11 protein-coding genes and 1 tRNA gene are annotated in these 16176 nt (G+C 68.4%); 4 read left to right on the top strand and 8 right to left on the bottom strand.

All coding sequences use genetic code 11. The annotated features are described in order from the left end of the window. Nucleotides 1–12 precede the first annotated feature (12 nt). A complete protein-coding gene (locus ABV606_RS08930; protein WP_353987432.1) occupies nt 13–774 on the bottom strand; it encodes a hypothetical protein in 762 nt (253 codons plus the stop codon). A 493-nt stretch (nt 775–1267) separates the two neighbouring features. Here ABV606_RS08930 and ABV606_RS08925 point away from each other — a divergent pair, with 493 nt between their 5' ends. After that, nucleotides 1268–1894: an SDR family NAD(P)-dependent oxidoreductase gene (locus ABV606_RS08925; protein ID WP_353987431.1), complete on the top strand. Its 627-nt coding sequence runs from the start codon at nt 1268–1270 to the stop codon at nt 1892–1894. A gap of 148 nt (nt 1895–2042) precedes the next feature. Here ABV606_RS08925 and ABV606_RS08920 read toward each other — a convergent pair. Further along, nucleotides 2043–2114: transfer RNA gene (locus ABV606_RS08920), tRNA-Arg, on the bottom strand. Nucleotides 2115–2197: 83 nt separating this feature from the next. On the opposite strand from ABV606_RS08920, the gene ABV606_RS08915 reads away from it, so the two are divergent. After that, nucleotides 2198–3124: a LysR family transcriptional regulator gene (locus ABV606_RS08915; protein WP_353987430.1), complete on the top strand. Its 927-nt coding sequence runs from the start codon at nt 2198–2200 to the stop codon at nt 3122–3124. Nucleotides 3125–3146: 22 nt separating this feature from the next. Here ABV606_RS08915 and ABV606_RS08910 read toward each other — a convergent pair whose 3' ends face one another. From ABV606_RS08910 to ABV606_RS08900, 3 genes are read right to left on the bottom strand one after another with little or no spacing between them, the layout of a single operon-like run. Continuing rightward, complete coding sequence (locus tag ABV606_RS08910; RefSeq protein ID WP_353987429.1) at nt 3147–3764, bottom strand: isochorismatase family cysteine hydrolase; 618 nt, start codon at nt 3762–3764, stop codon at nt 3147–3149. After that, nucleotides 3761–4408 carry an urea carboxylase-associated family protein gene (locus ABV606_RS08905; RefSeq protein ID WP_353987428.1) on the bottom strand — a complete coding sequence of 216 codons (648 nt, stop codon included), beginning with the start codon at nt 4406–4408 and terminating at the stop codon, nt 3761–3763. The genes ABV606_RS08910 and ABV606_RS08905 overlap by 4 nt, the downstream gene beginning before the upstream one ends. Next, nucleotides 4405–5859, bottom strand: coding sequence for an APC family permease (locus ABV606_RS08900; RefSeq protein WP_353987427.1), 1455 nt, complete (start codon nt 5857–5859; stop codon nt 4405–4407). The genes ABV606_RS08905 and ABV606_RS08900 overlap by 4 nt, the downstream gene beginning before the upstream one ends. A 168-nt stretch (nt 5860–6027) precedes the next feature. On the opposite strand from ABV606_RS08900, the gene ABV606_RS08895 reads away from it, so the two are divergent. Together ABV606_RS08895 and ABV606_RS08890 are read left to right on the top strand one after the other, a co-directional pair. Then, nucleotides 6028–6756 (top strand): GntR family transcriptional regulator, encoded by a 729-nt coding sequence (locus tag ABV606_RS08895; RefSeq protein WP_353987426.1) that lies wholly within the window; start codon nt 6028–6030, stop codon nt 6754–6756. A 40-nt stretch (nt 6757–6796) separates the two neighbouring features. Further along, nucleotides 6797–9793, top strand: a complete 2997-nt coding sequence (locus ABV606_RS08890) for an FAD-binding and (Fe-S)-binding domain-containing protein (RefSeq protein WP_435414919.1) — start codon at nt 6797–6799, stop codon at nt 9791–9793. A gap of 471 nt (nt 9794–10264) precedes the next feature. Here ABV606_RS08890 and ABV606_RS08885 read toward each other — a convergent pair whose 3' ends face one another. The 3 genes from ABV606_RS08885 to ABV606_RS08875 form a co-directional block, all read right to left on the bottom strand. Continuing rightward, entirely contained in the window at nt 10265–11671 is a 1407-nt protein-coding gene (locus tag ABV606_RS08885) for an NAD(P)/FAD-dependent oxidoreductase (protein WP_353987425.1), read from the bottom strand. 237 nt (nt 11672–11908) lie between these two features. Beyond that, nucleotides 11909–12928: a TRAP transporter substrate-binding protein DctP gene (gene dctP, locus ABV606_RS08880; protein WP_281488559.1), complete on the bottom strand. Its 1020-nt coding sequence runs from the start codon at nt 12926–12928 to the stop codon at nt 11909–11911. A gap of 188 nt (nt 12929–13116) precedes the next feature. Then, nucleotides 13117–16098, bottom strand: a complete 2982-nt coding sequence (locus ABV606_RS08875) for an aminotransferase (RefSeq protein ID WP_353987424.1) — start codon at nt 16096–16098, stop codon at nt 13117–13119. Nucleotides 16099–16176: the final 78 nt, after the last annotated feature.

Below are 16176 nucleotides of genomic sequence, written 5' to 3'. Positions count from 1 at the left end.
TGAGTCGCGGCGTCAGGCGCTCAAGACCATGAGCGCTACGGGCATATCGATCGCGAAGTGGACCACCAGGAGATACGGCAGCACGCTCGGCCGCCAGCGGATCACCAGGGCGACGAGGAGCGCGAAGGGCAGGAACATCAGCGCTCGCCACAGCAGGAAGGAAGGGTCGAGGATGAACGGCAGCGCCGCGTGCTGCACTGCGTGGAAGAACGCCGCCGCGATCACACCGACCCAGGCCGAACCGGCCAGCGCGGTCAGTCGGGGCTGGACGTACCAGTAGTAGGTAGGCAGTTCAGTCAGGGCGATCGTGATGGGAAACAGCACGACACTGGCGATGGCGGCCCACAGGGGCAGCGGCTGCACGAACATGTCGAGCGCGACCTGCGGGTCGCCGAAGAGCAGCGTGGCCAGCCCCAGGTTGGGCGCCATGGAGACCGGCGCGGCGATGACGACCGCGCCGAGTGCCGTGAGCACGTCGCGCTTCCAGGTCGCGCGCTGGGGCACGTAGATGGAGCGCAGGGCGCAGCCCTCCAGTCGAGCGAGCCGAGCCAGCACACCCAGGTTCACGAGGTTCGCAGCGGATGCCGCCAGCGGCCACCACGCGGCCGACGCCGCGAGAGGATCGTCGGCGCCGCCGAGAGCGAGAGCCCCAGCGATGATCGCCTGGAACAGCGCGAACAGCACGGTGCGAAGGAGCAGCATCGCGACCACTCGACGGACGGTGTAGGGCAAGGCACGGTCGTGGGTACGCGGTGAGGCGATCGTGGTGGACATCTCTTCAGTCGGCTCCTTTGCTCGCGACGGGCGCCACGCGCCGAACGCCAGGCTCCCCTCATGGCGAGCGCTGCTGTCACTGGGCGGAAGGCTCCCTCCCGCAGCGTGGAGACTATGGCTAATGTCATTAGCCTGTCAAGCAGACGCCTCTAGCGCCGAAGCACTGTCAATCGCCGAACTTCGAAGGTCGAGCAGACATTCCGCGAATTGGTGCGGGGCGAGATCACCGGTTGCGGAATGCAGTGACGGGCAGGTTGCCGCGCGATGACGGGTCGGGTTCGGATGAGGACGCTTCTCGTTCGCGGCCTTCGACCTCGTAGATGGAAGCACTCGCGGCACGGACTCCGAGACGCGAGAGGAGAACGTCCTCGCATCGGCCGGCGAGCGCCGCTGCTGCGGGCCCAAAGTCCTGCACGCCAGGAGGCCGCCGAGCCTAGGGTCGGCATACGGGCGATCGAGCCACGATTCTTGGATCTGCGCGGCGGGAGGTGCGATGTCCGGCATTGCCACATCGCCGTCAGCTGGGGACGTCGACCCGAGAGGATCTCAGCTCGCAGGCCGGGTCGCCGTGATCACCGGCTCCACCCGCGGCCTTGGCCTAGCGATGGCGCGCGTACTCGGTCGAAGCGGCGCCACCGTGGTCGTGTCCTCACGCGACGAAACTCACGTCAACGCGGCCATCGACACCCTGCGAGCCGAAGGCCTCGACGTCACCGGTGTGACCTGCGACATCACCGTTCTCGCAGACGTGGAAGCGCTACGAGATCATGCCCGCGCCCGCGGGAGCTTGTCCATCTGGGTCAACAACGCCGGCATCTCCGGAGTCTACGGACCGACCGCGAGCACCCCGATCGATGACTTCACCAGGGTGGTCCGAACGAACGTCATCGGGACCTTCCACGGCTCGCGGATGGCGCTACCGATCTTCCTGGAGCAAGGGTTCGGCGACCTCGTCAACCTGTACGGAGAAGGGGACAACGGGCTCAACTGGTTCACCCTCATCACGCGCGGCCTGCGCAGTGCGCTCACCGGCCGACTCCGCGCGGCCAACCGCCCGAAGCTGGAGGTTTCGACCCTGGAACCGGCTGACACAGACGGGGCTGAATCCACCCGGGTCTAGTGCGGGGCGAGTTCCGCGGTCTCGACTGAGGCTGTGACTTGACCTACTCGCAACGACCAACAACGAGAGCCCAGCCAATGGCCTGGGCTCTTGAACGTGACACATGTCGCGACTCAGCCGAGACCTATGTCCCGACTCATCACATGAGTGCCCCTGGAGGGACTCGAACCCCCAACCCTTTCCTTAGGACGGAACTGCTCTTCCATTGAGCTACAGAGGCGGACTCGCATGAGTCTAGTGGAGGCACCGCCGGGCCGTTCCGGGACCATATGCAGCAAGTACGGGAATCACTAGGCTGCGGTGATGGAGATCAGGCAGTTGCGCTACGCGGTGCTGCTGGACGAGCATCGGCACTTCGGTCGGGCGGCGCAGGCCGCCTACATCACGCAGTCGGCGTTCAGCCAGCAGATCGCGCAACTCGAGCGCGAGCTCGGAGTCCGCCTGTTCGACCGCACCCCAGCCGGCTCCACTCCCACCGAGGCCGGCACTCGGTTCCTGGAGCACGCGCGCACGGTGCTCGCGAATCTGGCGGTGCTGCAGGAGGATGTGCGCTCCATCGCCGATGGGCACTCCGGGGTCTTGCGGGTGGGCATGTTCGGCGCAGGCGCCGGCGAGTTCACTCCGCTGCTCGTCGATGCCTACCGCAGCGCTGCGCCCGGCATTGAGCTCGTGTTCCACGAGCTGTCGATGACACGCCAATTCGACGAGTTGCTCGACGGGGTCGTCGACGTGGCGATCCTCCACCCACTGTGCGACCGAGACGACGTCGCGTTCACTCCCCTCTTCGACGAGCCGCGGCTCGCGGCGCTGCCAGCGCGGCACGAACTCGCCGACGCCGACGCGATCTCGGTCGCGGATCTGGCCGAGCAGCCGTTCGTGCTCGCCGGAACCGGAGTGCCCGACCCGTGGCGCAGCTTCTGGACCTGTGGCGACCCATGGCAGGGTGCCGGGCGCCCTCGCGCCGAGATGCGGTCGATCAGCGAGGGTCTCGCGGCGGTGGCCTATCTGCGAGTGGTCGACACGGTGCCCGCGACGTCGGCGCGGTATCACCGGCATCCGGGCGTGACATTCGTGCCGCTCCACGACGCCAGCTACTCGTCGGTCGCGGTGGCACGCCGGGCCGACGACGGCCGCCCTGCGGTAGAAGCGTTCTGCCATCTCGCCGACCAGCTCGCCATCGAGCACCACGCGGTGGTGCCGGGCGCAGTGCGGCCAGCACCCGAGAAGTGAGTCTCGGCGCATGGCGTGAGCCTCAGCCGACGCGCGCAGCCGCCAGTTCGTCGATCACCTGCGCCGAAGTCAGCACTCGGCCGAAGAACGTCGCGACCACGGCCTCCGTTGCTTTCTGAGCTCCCTCGAGCAGCGCACCCGTCGCGTCGGAGACGAACGCGACCTTGTAGTCGCGCATGAATGCGCTGCGCGCCGTCGACTCGCAGCACACCTCGGTGAGCGTGCCCGTGATGATCACCGTGTCGATGCCGTTCAGCCCGCGGATCGACCGCAGCACCGAGTCGAGCCGGGTGTTGTGGAAGGCGTCGTAGCGGTGCTTGGCGATGACTACTTCGCCGGGCATCGGAGCGAGCTCGTCGACGATCTCGACGCCGTCGGTCCCCTCGCGCATGCCCAACTGCCGCAGCTTCGGGTTGTACGCCGTCTCGAGCGGCGACACGTCGAAGTCGTCGAGCAGCACGTGTTGGGTGTAAATGACCGGTGCACCCGCCGAGCGTGCAGCGTCGCAGACGGCACGGATGCCGGGGATGGCTCCTCGCGCCGCCGGCACCTCCATCGCGCGCCCCTCCTCGACGAAGTCTCTCTGCATATCGATCACGAGCACAGCCGAGCGTGCCGGGTCGATTTCCCAGGGGGTCATGAAGCGCCCTTCCCTCTCGTCACTTCGAGGCGGATTCCGGTGAGCTCACCGGCGTTGCAGTCGTTGGCATCGGCTGCGCACGCGGAGACTGCCACGATCACGTCCTGATCGGCCCGCAGGTCGACGTAGTCGCCGGCGCGGCTGGTGGGCAGCAGGATCGTCATCCGCTTGTCATCGCCGATGCGCGTATTCATGAAGACGTTGAACGGGTCGGTGACCCGGTCGAAGCCGATACCGTGCGGCGCGAGGGCCTCGGTCAGGTGCTCGCGGCATCCCGTCTTGCCGGGGATCCCGAAGACCCGCTCGTACATCATGCGATTGCACGGCGGGAAGAGGATGTCGTGCACACCGACCGTGTCTCCCACGAGCGTGAGCAACGGCTCGCCGGCGGCTGTGAGCAGGCTGTCCCCGGGGCGCACATCGACACGATCGAGCAGCAATCGCGTGAAGCCCTGCGAGAAGCCGTCATGGGGAGCGCTCGCGGCATATACGACGAGGTCGGCGACCTGGCTGCCCTCCACATCGATCACGCGCAGCACATCACCCGCGGCGAGCGTCACCGCGCGGCCCGTAGCCGGAGGGATATCGATGACCTCAGGGACGCCGGTCACTCGCCCCTCGCCGGGCGCAGCCTGTGCACTCATCGCACCGCCTCCGTGGCCTCCGGCGCCTCTGCAGCATCCCCGCGCTCATCGGCCGCCCAGGCCGGGGCCGCACCGTGCTTCCAGGCGAACCCGATTGCCGCAGCCGCCAGCAGGAGCAGCGGCAGGTAGGGCACGAGCCCACCGGCATCCATCGTCTGGAGACCCCAATTCGCGACCAGCAGCACCGCTTCAGCGGCGAGCGCCACCGCAGCGATTGCCGGGGCTATGACAGTGACCCACACGCTGCGCTCACGCCGGGTGCGGCGGAAGTAGGCGATGACGGCGAGCGAGGTGAACGCCATCAGCGCGATGAGACCGAGCGCACCCAGCGAGATGAGCCAGGTGAACATCTGCTCATACGGGTGCGCACCTGCAACGAAGAACGCCAGCACCATCACGGCGGCGATGATCGTCTGCACGATGCTGCCCATGAACGGCGAGCGGTGCTTGGGGTGGATGCGTTCGAGCACACGCGGCGCCCAGCCATCCCGGGCAAGCGAGAACTGGTAGCGCGCAATCGCATTGTGGAAGCCGAGGTTCGTCGCGAAGGTGCTCACGATGAAGAGCACGAGCATGACGGCGACGCTCCACTCGCCGAGATAGATCGCGGCAGCTCCGAAGATGAAGTTGCCCGGGTCTTCGAGCGCGACGCCGGCCGCCTCCTCGACGCCCCACGCCATCGCGAGCGACCACGAGGTGAGCATGTAGAAGCCGGCGATGATGAGCACCGCGGTGATGGCCGCGCGCGGGATGGTCTTGCGAGGCTCGCGCGCCTCCTCGGCATAGATCGCCGTCGCCTCGAAGCCGATGAAGAGCAGGAACGCGAACATCAGGCCGATCGCCGTGTTGCTCGACAGGAACTCACCCGGCGAGAACGGGGCGAGATTGATGCCGCTCGCACCGCCCTGGAAGAGGATCGCGAAGTCCATGGCGAGGATGATCGCCACTTCGAGCACCACCGCGACGCCGAGCACCTTGGCACTGACGTCGATGTCGAAGTACCCGAGGGTGCCCATGATCGCGATGCCGGCGAGCACCCAGACGATCCACGGAAGTTCGAAGCCGAAGTACTCGGCGGTGAAGATGTTGCAGAAGAAACCGAAGGTGCCCCAGATGGCCACCTGGAAGACGTTGTAAGAGAGGAACGCCACATACCCGGCGGCCCTGCCCATCCGCATGCCCAAGCCCTTGCCGATGTACACGTAGAAGCCGCCCGCGTTCGCGATGTGGCGGCTCATGGCCATGTAGCCGACCGTGAAGAGCACGAGCACGACGGCGACCACGGCGAAGGCGGCGGCGGTGCCGGACCCCGTGCCGAGGCCGAAGGCGAGTGGGAGGGCTCCGATCGTGCCCGACATGGGCGCGACGGTCGCGATGATGAGGAACACGATCGCGGCGAGGCCGATCGAGTTGGGACGCAACGTCTGCGTTGCGGGTCTGAGGTCTGCCATGGCGGCCATCGTGCCCGACGCTCCCAGAAGTGACGAGCACCATTCGCGAATCGGGCGATCGGTTCCGCTAATCGCGAGTGACGCGGAGGTCGCTGCTGTGCCGCCGTCGCGCGCTGCCAGCACTCGGCGTTCCGCGACGTTCGCTCGGTTTCGCGTAGCATGCCGCTGGTGCCGCAACCGCCGGCGCAACTCGACCACGGGAGCCGCATGCCGCCTCGCCCACGCACCTCAGACCGCATCCATGAGCTTCTGCGCGACGCGATCGTGAGCGGCGAGCTCGCGCACGGATCGGCGCACTCCATCTATCAGCTGGCCGAGCAATACGGTGTCTCCCGCACTCCGGTGCGCGAAGCCGTGCTGCGGCTCGCGGATGCCGGGATGCTGCAGATCGAGCGCAACCAGGGCTTCCGCGTGCGCGGTGTGCGCGTCGACGACATCCGAGAGGTGTTCGAACTGCGGCTGCTGGTCGAGGTGCCCATGACGGCGCTTGCGGCACGCGCGACCGACGCGAAGGGCCGCGCGCGGCTCGATGAGTCGCTCACGGCTCTCGACGAGGCACTCGCATCCGGCGATCAGGCCGAGTTCAGGCGACGCGACCATGAGCTGCACGAGGCGATCCTGCAGCTCGCCGGCAACCAGCAAGCTGCCGATCTGGTCGAGACCTTGCGCAATCGCACCGAGGCCCGGGGTGCGACGACGCTCGCCCGCGAACGCACACTCGAGGACGTGCACGCCCAACACACCCCGATCGTCGAGGCGATCCGCTCGGGCGACGCGGATGCCGCCGCATCCCATATGCGCGAGCACCTCGCCTCGACGGGCACCATGCTCATGCACCAGGTCGCGGCTCGCACCGGCGAGCCGGTCGATGAGGGCTGGGCCGACCGCCTGCGATAGACGCTGGAGCCGCGGCATCCGATCGCGTAGCATGCTACTCATGACGATGACGGCGCCCACTCCTTCGAAAGGCGAGGCCGCAACGGATGCCGAGGGCGCCCGCCGCGATCTCGTCGCTCGCCTGCAGCGCGAACTGCGCGGCACGGTCGACGACGCCAAGCGCCGCCGCGCGGAGTACTCGACCGACGCATCCAACTACCGGGTCGTGCCCGACGTCGTGGTGTTCCCCGAGACCGCCGACGACATCGTCGCGTCACTGGCCATCGCCCGCGAGACGGGAACGCCGCTCACGATGCGCGGCGGCGGCACCTCGATCGCGGGCAACTCGATCGGACCCGGCATCGTGCTCGACACCTCGCGAGCGTTCAACCGCATCCTGGATCTCGACCCGACAGCGCGCACCGCGCGTGTCGAGCCCGGGGTGATCATGGGAGCGCTGCAACGCGCAGCTGCTCCGCACAGCCTCCGCTTCGGCCCAGACCCGTCGACATGGGCTCGCGCGTCGGTCGGAGGCATGATCGGCAACAACGCCTGCGGTGCGCACTCGCTCTCGTTCGGGCGCACCTCCGACAATGTGATCGACCTCGACGTGATCGACGGCATGGGGCGGCGGTTCACGGCATCCGACGATCTCGGCGTCGTTCCAGGGCTCGAGGAGTTCACCCGCGCGAACCTCGCCACGTTCCGCACCGAGCTCGGACGGTTCGAGCGACAGGTGTCGGGGTATGGGCTCGAGCACCTGCTTCCGGAGCGCGGTCACAACCTCGCGCGTGCGCTCGTCGGCACTGAGGGCACCTGCGCGATCGTGCTGGGCGCGACGGTGCGACTGGTCGACGTGCCGAAGGCGCCACTGCTCGTCGTGCTCGGCTACCGGTCGATGTATGAGGCAGCGGATGCCGTGCCCGTGCTGCTCGAGCACTCCCCCGGTGCCATCGAGGGTCTCGATGCCCGCCTGGTCGACGCGGTGCGCCGCGCTCGCGGCGACGGCGCCGTCGAGGCCCTGCCGGATGGGGCGGGTTGGCTGCTCGTTGAGCTCTCGGGCGAGGACGAGCGCGACACCGAGCAGCGCGCCCGCCGGCTGGTCGCGGCATCCGGAGCGGTCGACTCGGCGTTGCTGCCTCCCGGCCAGGCGCAGCGGGCGATCTGGCGCATCCGCGAAGATGGGGCCGGGCTCGCCGGGCGCACCCAGTCGGGCAACCAGGCATGGCCCGGCTTCGAAGACGCAGCCGTGCCGCCCGAGCAGCTCGGCGCCTACCTGCGCGACTTCGACGCGATGCTCGAGGGCTACGGAATCGAAGGCATGCCCTACGGGCACTTCGGCGACGGCTGCATCCACGTGCGGCTCGACATCCCGCTCGACGAGAACGGCGACACGCTGCGAGCGATGATGGTGGATGCTGCGAAGCTCATCGCGTCGTACGGCGGGTCGCTCTCGGGCGAGCACGGCGACGGGCGGGCTCGCAGCGAGCTGCTCCCCTACATGTACAGCGACGCGGCGATCGCCTCGTTCAAGGGGTTCAAGCACCTCTTCGACCCGGAGAACGTGCTGAACCCTGGCGTGCTGGTCGATCCGCATCCGCTCGACGCCGACCTTCGGCGGCCGGCCGCGCTCAATATCGCCCGGGTCAACGGGTTCGCCTACGGGCACGACAAGGGGTCGTTCACGAACGCGGTGCACCGCTGCGTCGGGGTCGGCAAGTGCCGGGTCGACAACACGGCGGCCGGCGGGTTCATGTGCCCCTCGTACATCGCGACCGCGGACGAGAAGGACTCCACCCGCGGCCGCGCGCGCGTGCTGCAGGAGATGGTCAACGGCAGCTTCGTCAAGGACGCCTGGCGCTCCGAAGAGGTGCGCGACGCGCTTGAGCTCTGCCTCTCGTGCAAGGCCTGCTCGAGCGACTGCCCGGCCGGTGTCGACATGGCCGCCTACAAGTCGGAAGTGCTGCACAACAAGTTCAAGGGCCGCGTCCGCCCGATCACGCACTATGTGCTCGGCTGGCTGCCGCGCTGGGCACGCCTCGTCGCGCCGATCGCTCCGCTGGTGAACGCGGTGCTGTCGCCGCGCCCCATCCAGAGGCTCGTGCTCAAGCTCGGCGGCATGGACACGCGCCGGTCGATCCCGAAGTTCGCCGGCGGGCGCTTCACCAGTCGGGCGAAGGAGCTGCGGGCGGATGCCGGGGCGGCCGCCTGGGGCGACACCGCTCGCCTCGCGGGGGGCGGGTCGCCGGGCGTCGCTGCGGCGAGTGCCGTGGCGGCGAGTGCCGTGGCGGCGGGTGCCGTGGCGGCGGGTGCCGCCGACGGGGGCGTCGCGACCGGCCGAAAGGTGCTGCTCTGGGTCGACTCGTTCTCCGACTGCTTCTCGCCGGCGATCGCCGAGTCTGCGGTCGCGGTGCTGCGCAACGCGGGGTACGACCCGGTGCTGCCGCAGGCATCCGTCTGCTGCGGACTCACCTGGATCACGACCGGACAGCTCGACGCAGCGCGTCGCAAGCTGACCGCGCTGGTCAAGGAACTGCACCCGTACGCGGATGCCGGCATGCCGATCCTCGGGCTCGAGCCCTCGTGCACCGCGGTGCTGCGCTCCGACCTGCTTGAGCTGCTGCCGGGCGACGAGCGAGCGCGCAGCGTCGCGAAGGCGACGGTCACCCTCGCCGAGCTGCTCGCGGAGCGCGCGAAGCAGGAGCCCGCGTGGCAGCCTCCGTCGCTGGAGGGCGAGCGCTTCGTCGCGCAGCCGCACTGCCACCACCACGCCGTGATGGGGTACGCGACGGATCGCGGGCTGCTTGCCTCGCTCGGCGCCGAGGTGACCGAGCTCGCCGGATGCTGCGGGCTCGCAGGCAACTTCGGCATGGAGCAGGGGCACTACGACGTGTCGGTGAAGGTCGCCGAGAACGCGATGCTGCCAGCACTGCGGTCGGACGCCGGGGCCCGGCTGCTCGCCGACGGCTTCTCGTGCCGCACGCAGGCCGATCAGCTCGCCGACCGCGACGGGGAGCACCTCGCGCAGGTGCTCGCCGCCGCCCTCGCGAAGCCGTAGCGGCGGCCGCCACCGCACTCTCAGCTCTCGTCGAGGCCTCCGCCCCGCCGGGCATGCGCCGCGCCGCGCCGGGCATCCGCTCCGCCAGAAATCCGCCCTGCGAGACGCCCACCCCGCAGGCAGCCGTCCCGCCAGACATCCGCGCCGCCCGAAATCCCCCCGAGGCCTGATGTGCGCGCCACTTGATCGCTTCCGCGCCACCAGAACGTGGCGCGGACAACGCGGAAGTGGCGCGCACACCCGCCAGACCGAGCGCGGTTGCCGTCGGCATCCGCCCGCGCCTCCGCGCGGCCGCGTCTGCGCCACTTGGAGACGGTTGCGCCAGGAGCATGCGGCGCAACCGTCCGCAGCTGGCGCAAGCGCTTGGGTGGGCGGGCGTGCGCGCGTGGCCCGGCGGGCCAGAGAGCATACCAACGGGAAAGGCCCGGGTCGCGTGAACGACCCGGGCCTCCCGTACAAGCGCGGCGCGGCCTAGTGCCGGCCGGTCACGATGTTCGCGGCGGTCGCCAGGAACGACGTGCGAGCGGAGTCGCTGCGGGCCTCGAGCCGATCGGCCAGCGAGTAGATGCTGTACATGCCGTTCAGCGCCACCCAGCGAAGCGGCTCGGGCTCCCACTTGCGGATGCGCTTGTTCACCCACGGCATCCGCGTCAGCTCTGTGTCTTCGCGCAGGATCAAGTCGCGAAGCGTGCGACCCGCGAGGTTCGTGCTGCTCACGCCGTCTCCGACGTACCCGCCGGCGACTGCAACACCCTGCTCATGATCGACCGACACCGTCGCCGACCAGTCGCGCGGGATGCCGAGCACTCCCGTCCACGTGTGGTCGATGCGCGCGTCGCCGAGCATCGGGAACAGCCGAAGCAGCGCCTGGTGCAGTTCGCGCACTGAGCGCTCCGCCGTCTTGCCGTGGTCGTCGGTCCGTGAACCCCAGAGGTAGGGAACGCCCGGACCGCCCAGCGCGATGCGGTTCTCCGCGGTCTTGTGGATGTAGCAGAAGAAGTGGGCGGCATCGCGCACCATGACGCTGCTCGACCAGAAGATCTCGTCGATGACGCGGTCTCCGAGCGGCTCGGTCACGATCATGCTGCTGAGCTTCGGCAGCCAGTCGCGCTTCTGACCCTTGAGCGACGGCGTGAAGCCCTCGGTGCCGCGCACGATGTAGTCGGCGCGCACCGTGTGACCGTCGACCGTCACGGCCTCGCGCGGCCGGATCTCGCTCACACCGGTGTTCTCGTAGATGCGCACGCCCATGCGTTCGACGGCGTCCGCGAGGCCGCGCGCGAGCTTCGCGGGTTGCACGCGAGCGCAGTGCGGCGACCAGAGGCCGGCTGTGCCGCCCTCGAGCCGGGCGAAGTCGTCGAGTTCGCGACCTTCGACCCAGCGCAGGTCGTCGGCCCCGAAGCCCCACTCGGCCGCTCCTTCGAACTCCGCGCGAAGCCGCGCACGCTGAGCCGCGTTCGTCGCGATCGCGATCTCACCGTCCTTCGCGAGATCGGCGTCGATCCCCTCGACAGCGGCCACACGAAGCACCTCGTCGATGGTCCCGAAGATCTCGCGCTGGAAGTCGACGACGCTCTGCTTGCCGTGGCTCTTCGCGTAGCGGCTCGCCTGACCCGGAAGACCGTACGACAGCCAGCCGCCGTTGCGGCTCGAAGCTCCGAACCCTGCGGTCTCCCGCTCGAGGATCACGATGTCGAGCTCGGGCTTCGCCTGCTTGAGGTAGTACGCACCCCAGAGGCTCGTGTACCCGGCGCCGACGAAGACGACGCCGGCTTGCAAGTCGCGATCCAGCCTCTCACGGCGAGCGCCCGGTGCGGTCTCGGCGAACCAGAACGACACATCGCCGTTCACTCGGGGGCGGGCAGTCAGATCAGTCATGAATTTCTCGTCTTTCACTCATCGATGCGTTCGGATGCCGCGGCACAGCGCGGCGGTCGTCCCGGCGGATCCGTGGCACCCGTCGACGGGGCGGGCGGATACGCCGGCTGCGCTAGCCGAACGTGAGGAAGCGGTTCATGATGCTCCGACTGTATTGCGAGGAGGTGTGCAGATGGAAAGGGCACCCGGCGGAATGACCACCGGGTGCCCTTGACCTGAGGGATGTCTCCCGAAGGTCTACTTCATGCCGGCGGCTTCGCGGACCTTCTCGAGGAAGCCCGCTTCGTAGCCGTCGTAGAACGGTGCGGTCGCGTCGCGGTACGCAGCGAGGTTCGCCTCGTGCACGGTCACGCCGTTCTCCTCGAGGAGGGCGATGCTCGCGGCCTCGTTGTCGATGTTCACCTGGGTGCTGTCGATGCCGCCCTGGCTGAACTCCTCGATGAGCACCTGGCGGTACTCGTCAGAAAGGTCCTGGAACGCCTGCTCGTTCATGGCGAAGCCGAGGAAGAGCTGGAAGTGGTGCGTCAGGGTGAGGTGCTTGACGGCCTCGTACCACTTGGTCGAGGGGAACGAGTTGATGTCGCTCTCCGCGGCGCTCACGACGCCCTGCTCAAGCGCACTGTATGCCTCGGTGTACTCGACCGTGGTCGGCACTGCGCCCACGAGCTCGAACGTGCGGGTCCAGGTCTCGATCGGCGGCGTGCGCAGCTTGACGCCCTCGAGGTCGCTGGGCTCGGGGTAGCCGTCGGCGCCGAGGATGTTGCGAGTGCCGAGGAAGTAGTTGAGCGCCAGCACGCGCACGTCGGCGTTCTCGGCGAGCTCATCCACCATGCCCGCGAACATGTCGGACTCGTGGAAGGTCTGCGCCTGCTCGGTGCTCTCGAAGAGGAACGGACCGCCGAGGATGTCCATCTGCTTCGCGCCGAGGGCGGCGAGCGAGGCGGCATCCACGTAGCCGATGATGGTCTCGCCCGAAGCCGACTGCTCCAGGATGTCGGTCGTCGTGCCGAGCTGTCCGTCGGGGTAGATCTCGAGCACGAGGTTGCCGTCGGTCCGCTCTGAAACGCGCTCCGCGACCTCCTCGAGGGCCTTGTGCGTGATGCTGTCGGAGGGCTCGACGTGCGAGACGCGGATGGTCATGCTCTCCGCTGCGTCGCCGTCACCGTTGCCGCTCGGCGACCCCGCTGCACATCCGGCGAGCAGACCGCCCGCCGCGACCAGCGAGACCGCGACAGCGGCGCGCTTCATCATCTTCATTGATTCTCCTGTGGGTGGATTGCCCGGCCGATGGACGCGGCGCGGGACAGGCTGTGATTACTGAACAGTACCATTTCGAGACATTCGATGACGATTCGTAGCGACAAATACGCAAATCGTGATGTTTATGCAGCGCCGAGACGGTTGGCCTACCAATCCGAGCGCAGCCCGCGCCGGGATCGCGCGATCTACCAGCCCTCGGTGAGCACCCGGTCGAGCATGGCCACGAAGTGGTCGACGCTCTCGCGGTCGAGGCACAGCGGCGGCTTCACCTTCAGCACGTTCTGCCGTTCTGAAGTGGCCTGCATGATGACGCCGAGCTCGAGCAGCCGCTCGCAGATGCGCGCGGTCTCCTCCTTGGCAGGCTCGAGTGTGTCGCGATCGCGCACGAGCTCGATGCCCACATAGAGCCCCATGCCATGCACCGCGCCGATCATCGGCTGGTGCCGCGCCAGGCGCTCGACTTCACCGATCAGGTAGGCGCCGACCTCGGACGCGTTCTGCTGCAGCCCCTCGTCGCGCATGACGTCGAGCACGGCGAGGCCTGCCATGGCGCTCGCCGGGCTGCCTCCGGCCGACGAGAAGAAGTGCCCCTCGCGGGCAAGCGACTCCGCGATCTCACGGCGGGTGATCACGGCGCCCAGGGGGTAGGCATTGCCCATCGCCTTGGCGATCGCGATCACATCGGGCACCACACCCTGCTGCTGGACGCCCCAGAAGTGGTCGCCCAGACGTCCGTACCCCACCTGAACCTCGTCGGCGATGCAGACCCCGCCGCGGGCACGGATCTCGCGGTACACGGCGTCGAGGTAGCCCTCGGGAAGCAGCACACCCCCGGCGTTGCCCAGGATCGATTCGCAGATGAAACCTCCGAGCTGCACGCCCGAGGCGTCGAGCTCCGCGAGTTGCGCGCGGAAGTCTTCGAGGTAGCGCTCCCCGGCGTCTGCCCCCCGGTACTTCCCGCGGTACGTGTTCGCCACGTCAGTCACGTGCACCCAGTCAGGGCGGTTCAGCAGCGCGTTCGGGTTGTCGTACGCCGAGGTGGAGACGGCATCCGCCGCCATCGACCAGCCGTGGTAGGCCTCGCGCATCGCCATGATGTCGCGCCGCCCGGTGTGCAGCTGCGCGAGCCGCATCGCCAAGTCGACCGCCTCGGTGCCGCTGTTGACGAGCAGCACGGTGTCGAGCGAGGGGTCGGGCGAGTGCTCGAGGAGTCGCTCGGTGAAATCAGCGAGCGAGCGGTAGAGGAATCGCGAGTTCGTGTTGAGCGTGAGCAACTGGCGGTTGACCGCTTCGGCGAGGCGCGGATGCCCGTGCCCTACACCCGAGACGTTGTTCACCATGTCGAGGTACGCCCGGCCGTCGGTGTCGACCAGCCATTCGCGCCACCCGCGCTCGATCTGCGGGGGCCGCTCGTAGTAGCGCTCCTGGGCACTCGAGAACACGCGCTCGCGGCGCTCATGCTCGGCGACCGGGTCGAACCCTGCCACCCGGTCGATGCCGAGGAGCTCCGCCGGGTCGCCCGTGAGGTGCGCCCACGCAGCAGCCCTGCTCGGCACGACGAAGGCCTGCACACGGATGCCGTCGGCGCGCGCCCACGAGATCGTCGCCCGCGCGAGGCCATCCACTGGAGCCAGCGTGCCGAAGCCTTGGCCCTTGGCCACCATGACTCCGCCGTCAGCCAGGGCTGTCTCGTCGACAGCGACGTCACCCTCGATCCGGACGACGCCCGCGTCACCGGCCAGCTCGACACCGCCCCCGACCGCTCGGAGCACTCCGTCGAACGGAGCCTCGAGCACGGCTTCCTGCCGCAGGAACACCTCCGTGACGAGCGCGAATGTGGCGGGCTCTGCGGCCGCCGGTCGATCGCTTCGCGTCAAGCGGTGCTGGCCGTAGGCGAACACGGCGGCAGGCGACTCGGAGAGCGCAGCGCGAGCGAGATGCTCCTCGGCATCCGGCTGCCGCCATCTGCCCTCGTGCAGAAGCGGGCTCGTCACGCTCAGGTCGATGACGCGGTGACCCGCGGAGTGCAACGCCGGCAGCATCGGGTGGAACGGCCCCGCTGCGAGCGGATGCTTCGGCTCACGACCAAGCGCCGCTCGGATCGCCGCCTCGGCCTCGTCCCAATCGATCCCTGCGGCCGCCTCGAAGACCGTCCACTCGTGCTCCATGCGCTCGAGCGCGTACTCGTTCGAGGCCTCCAGGCGCACCTGGTGCTCGCCGCTGACGACCAGCACGGCGCCGCGCAGCACCACGAGCGGCCAGAGCGCGCCGATCTCCTCATCGCTCAGCGGCACGATGCGGTCGAACGCACGCACCGCGTCGAAGACCGCCAAGGGCTCGTCGGACCGGTGGTGCAGGATCGAGGCCACGGTCACCGCCAGTTCGGCCACGCGCCAGCCGTAGGCGAGGTCGCCGAAGTCGATAATGCCGTCGGGCACGATGCGGCCCGCGGCATCCCGGGTGCCGATCACGTTGTCGTCCGTCAGATCTCCGTGGATCGCCTGCACCGGCAACCGATCGTCGACGAGTTCCAGACGGGCGGATGCCGCGCTGCCGACCGCTTCGAGGCGGCCGCGGCGCAGGGGGTCCGCCACATCGGGAAGCAAGCGCTCGATGACCCGAGTGGCGTTTCGGAGGTCCCACTGCAGCGTGCGCTCGAGCGCTTCGTCGCGGTGGCCGGCGAGCTCGTGCACCACCGTGCCGGAGAGCGCTCCGAGCCGCTCGATGACCGCGCGCGAGAGGTACCCCTGATCGACGAGTGATGCACCCTCGATGAAGGTGAGCATGCGTACTCGCAATTCGCGGCCGTCTTCAGTGGTCCACGCGCAGACGGTGTCGCCCGTGCGACTCGCGACCGGAACCGGCACCTTCATGCCTCGCTCGGCGAGCCGCTGCAACACCTGGTGTTGCGCTCGAATCTCCTGTTCCGAGAACGCACTATTGTCGAACTTCAGCAGCACGCTGATGACGCCCTGGGGCCCGGGGCTATCGATCTTGAAGTTGCGGTCCTGATTGCTACCGAGCTCCCGTGCCTCACCGGAGACTCCGAAGAGCTCGGCGGCGATCAGCTCAGCCTCGGCCGTGGAGACGTCTGGGCGTACGAGCGTGCGGCCCTCGAAGAAGTCGAACACTGTGGTCAATTCATCCCAATCGCGCGCGTGATGCATATTCGGTACAAGACAGGAGCGATGAGTAATGAAAAGTGACAGCACTCATCAGTTCGATGATAAATCAAATGGGAACCA

It is taken from the genome of Ruicaihuangia caeni (assembly GCF_040536845.1).
GTDB lineage: Bacteria > Actinomycetota > Actinomycetes > Actinomycetales > Microbacteriaceae > Ruicaihuangia > Ruicaihuangia caeni.
This window is presented reverse-complemented; position numbering and strand designations above follow the sequence as displayed.

Bases quoted from the DNA above. Each gene is read 5' to 3' on its own strand.
- ABV606_RS08930 (WP_353987432.1), bottom strand. From the start codon at position 774: ATGTCCACCACGATCGCCTCACCGCGTACCCACGACCGTGCCTTGCCC.
- ABV606_RS08925 (WP_353987431.1), top strand. From the start codon at position 1,268: ATGTCCGGCATTGCCACATCGCCGTCAGCTGGGGACGTCGACCCGAGA.
- ABV606_RS08915 (WP_353987430.1), top strand. From the start codon at position 2,198: ATGGAGATCAGGCAGTTGCGCTACGCGGTGCTGCTGGACGAGCATCGG.
- ABV606_RS08910 (WP_353987429.1), bottom strand. From the start codon at position 3,764: ATGACCCCCTGGGAAATCGACCCGGCACGCTCGGCTGTGCTCGTGATC.
- ABV606_RS08905 (WP_353987428.1), bottom strand. From the start codon at position 4,408: ATGAGTGCACAGGCTGCGCCCGGCGAGGGGCGAGTGACCGGCGTCCCT.
- ABV606_RS08900 (WP_353987427.1), bottom strand. From the start codon at position 5,859: ATGGCAGACCTCAGACCCGCAACGCAGACGTTGCGTCCCAACTCGATC.
- ABV606_RS08890 (WP_435414919.1), top strand. From the start codon at position 6,797: ATGACGATGACGGCGCCCACTCCTTCGAAAGGCGAGGCCGCAACGGAT.
- ABV606_RS08885 (WP_353987425.1), bottom strand. From the start codon at position 11,671: ATGACTGATCTGACTGCCCGCCCCCGAGTGAACGGCGATGTGTCGTTC.
- dctP (WP_281488559.1), bottom strand. From the start codon at position 12,928: ATGAAGATGATGAAGCGCGCCGCTGTCGCGGTCTCGCTGGTCGCGGCG.
- ABV606_RS08875 (WP_353987424.1), bottom strand. From the start codon at position 16,098: ATGCATCACGCGCGCGATTGGGATGAATTGACCACAGTGTTCGACTTC.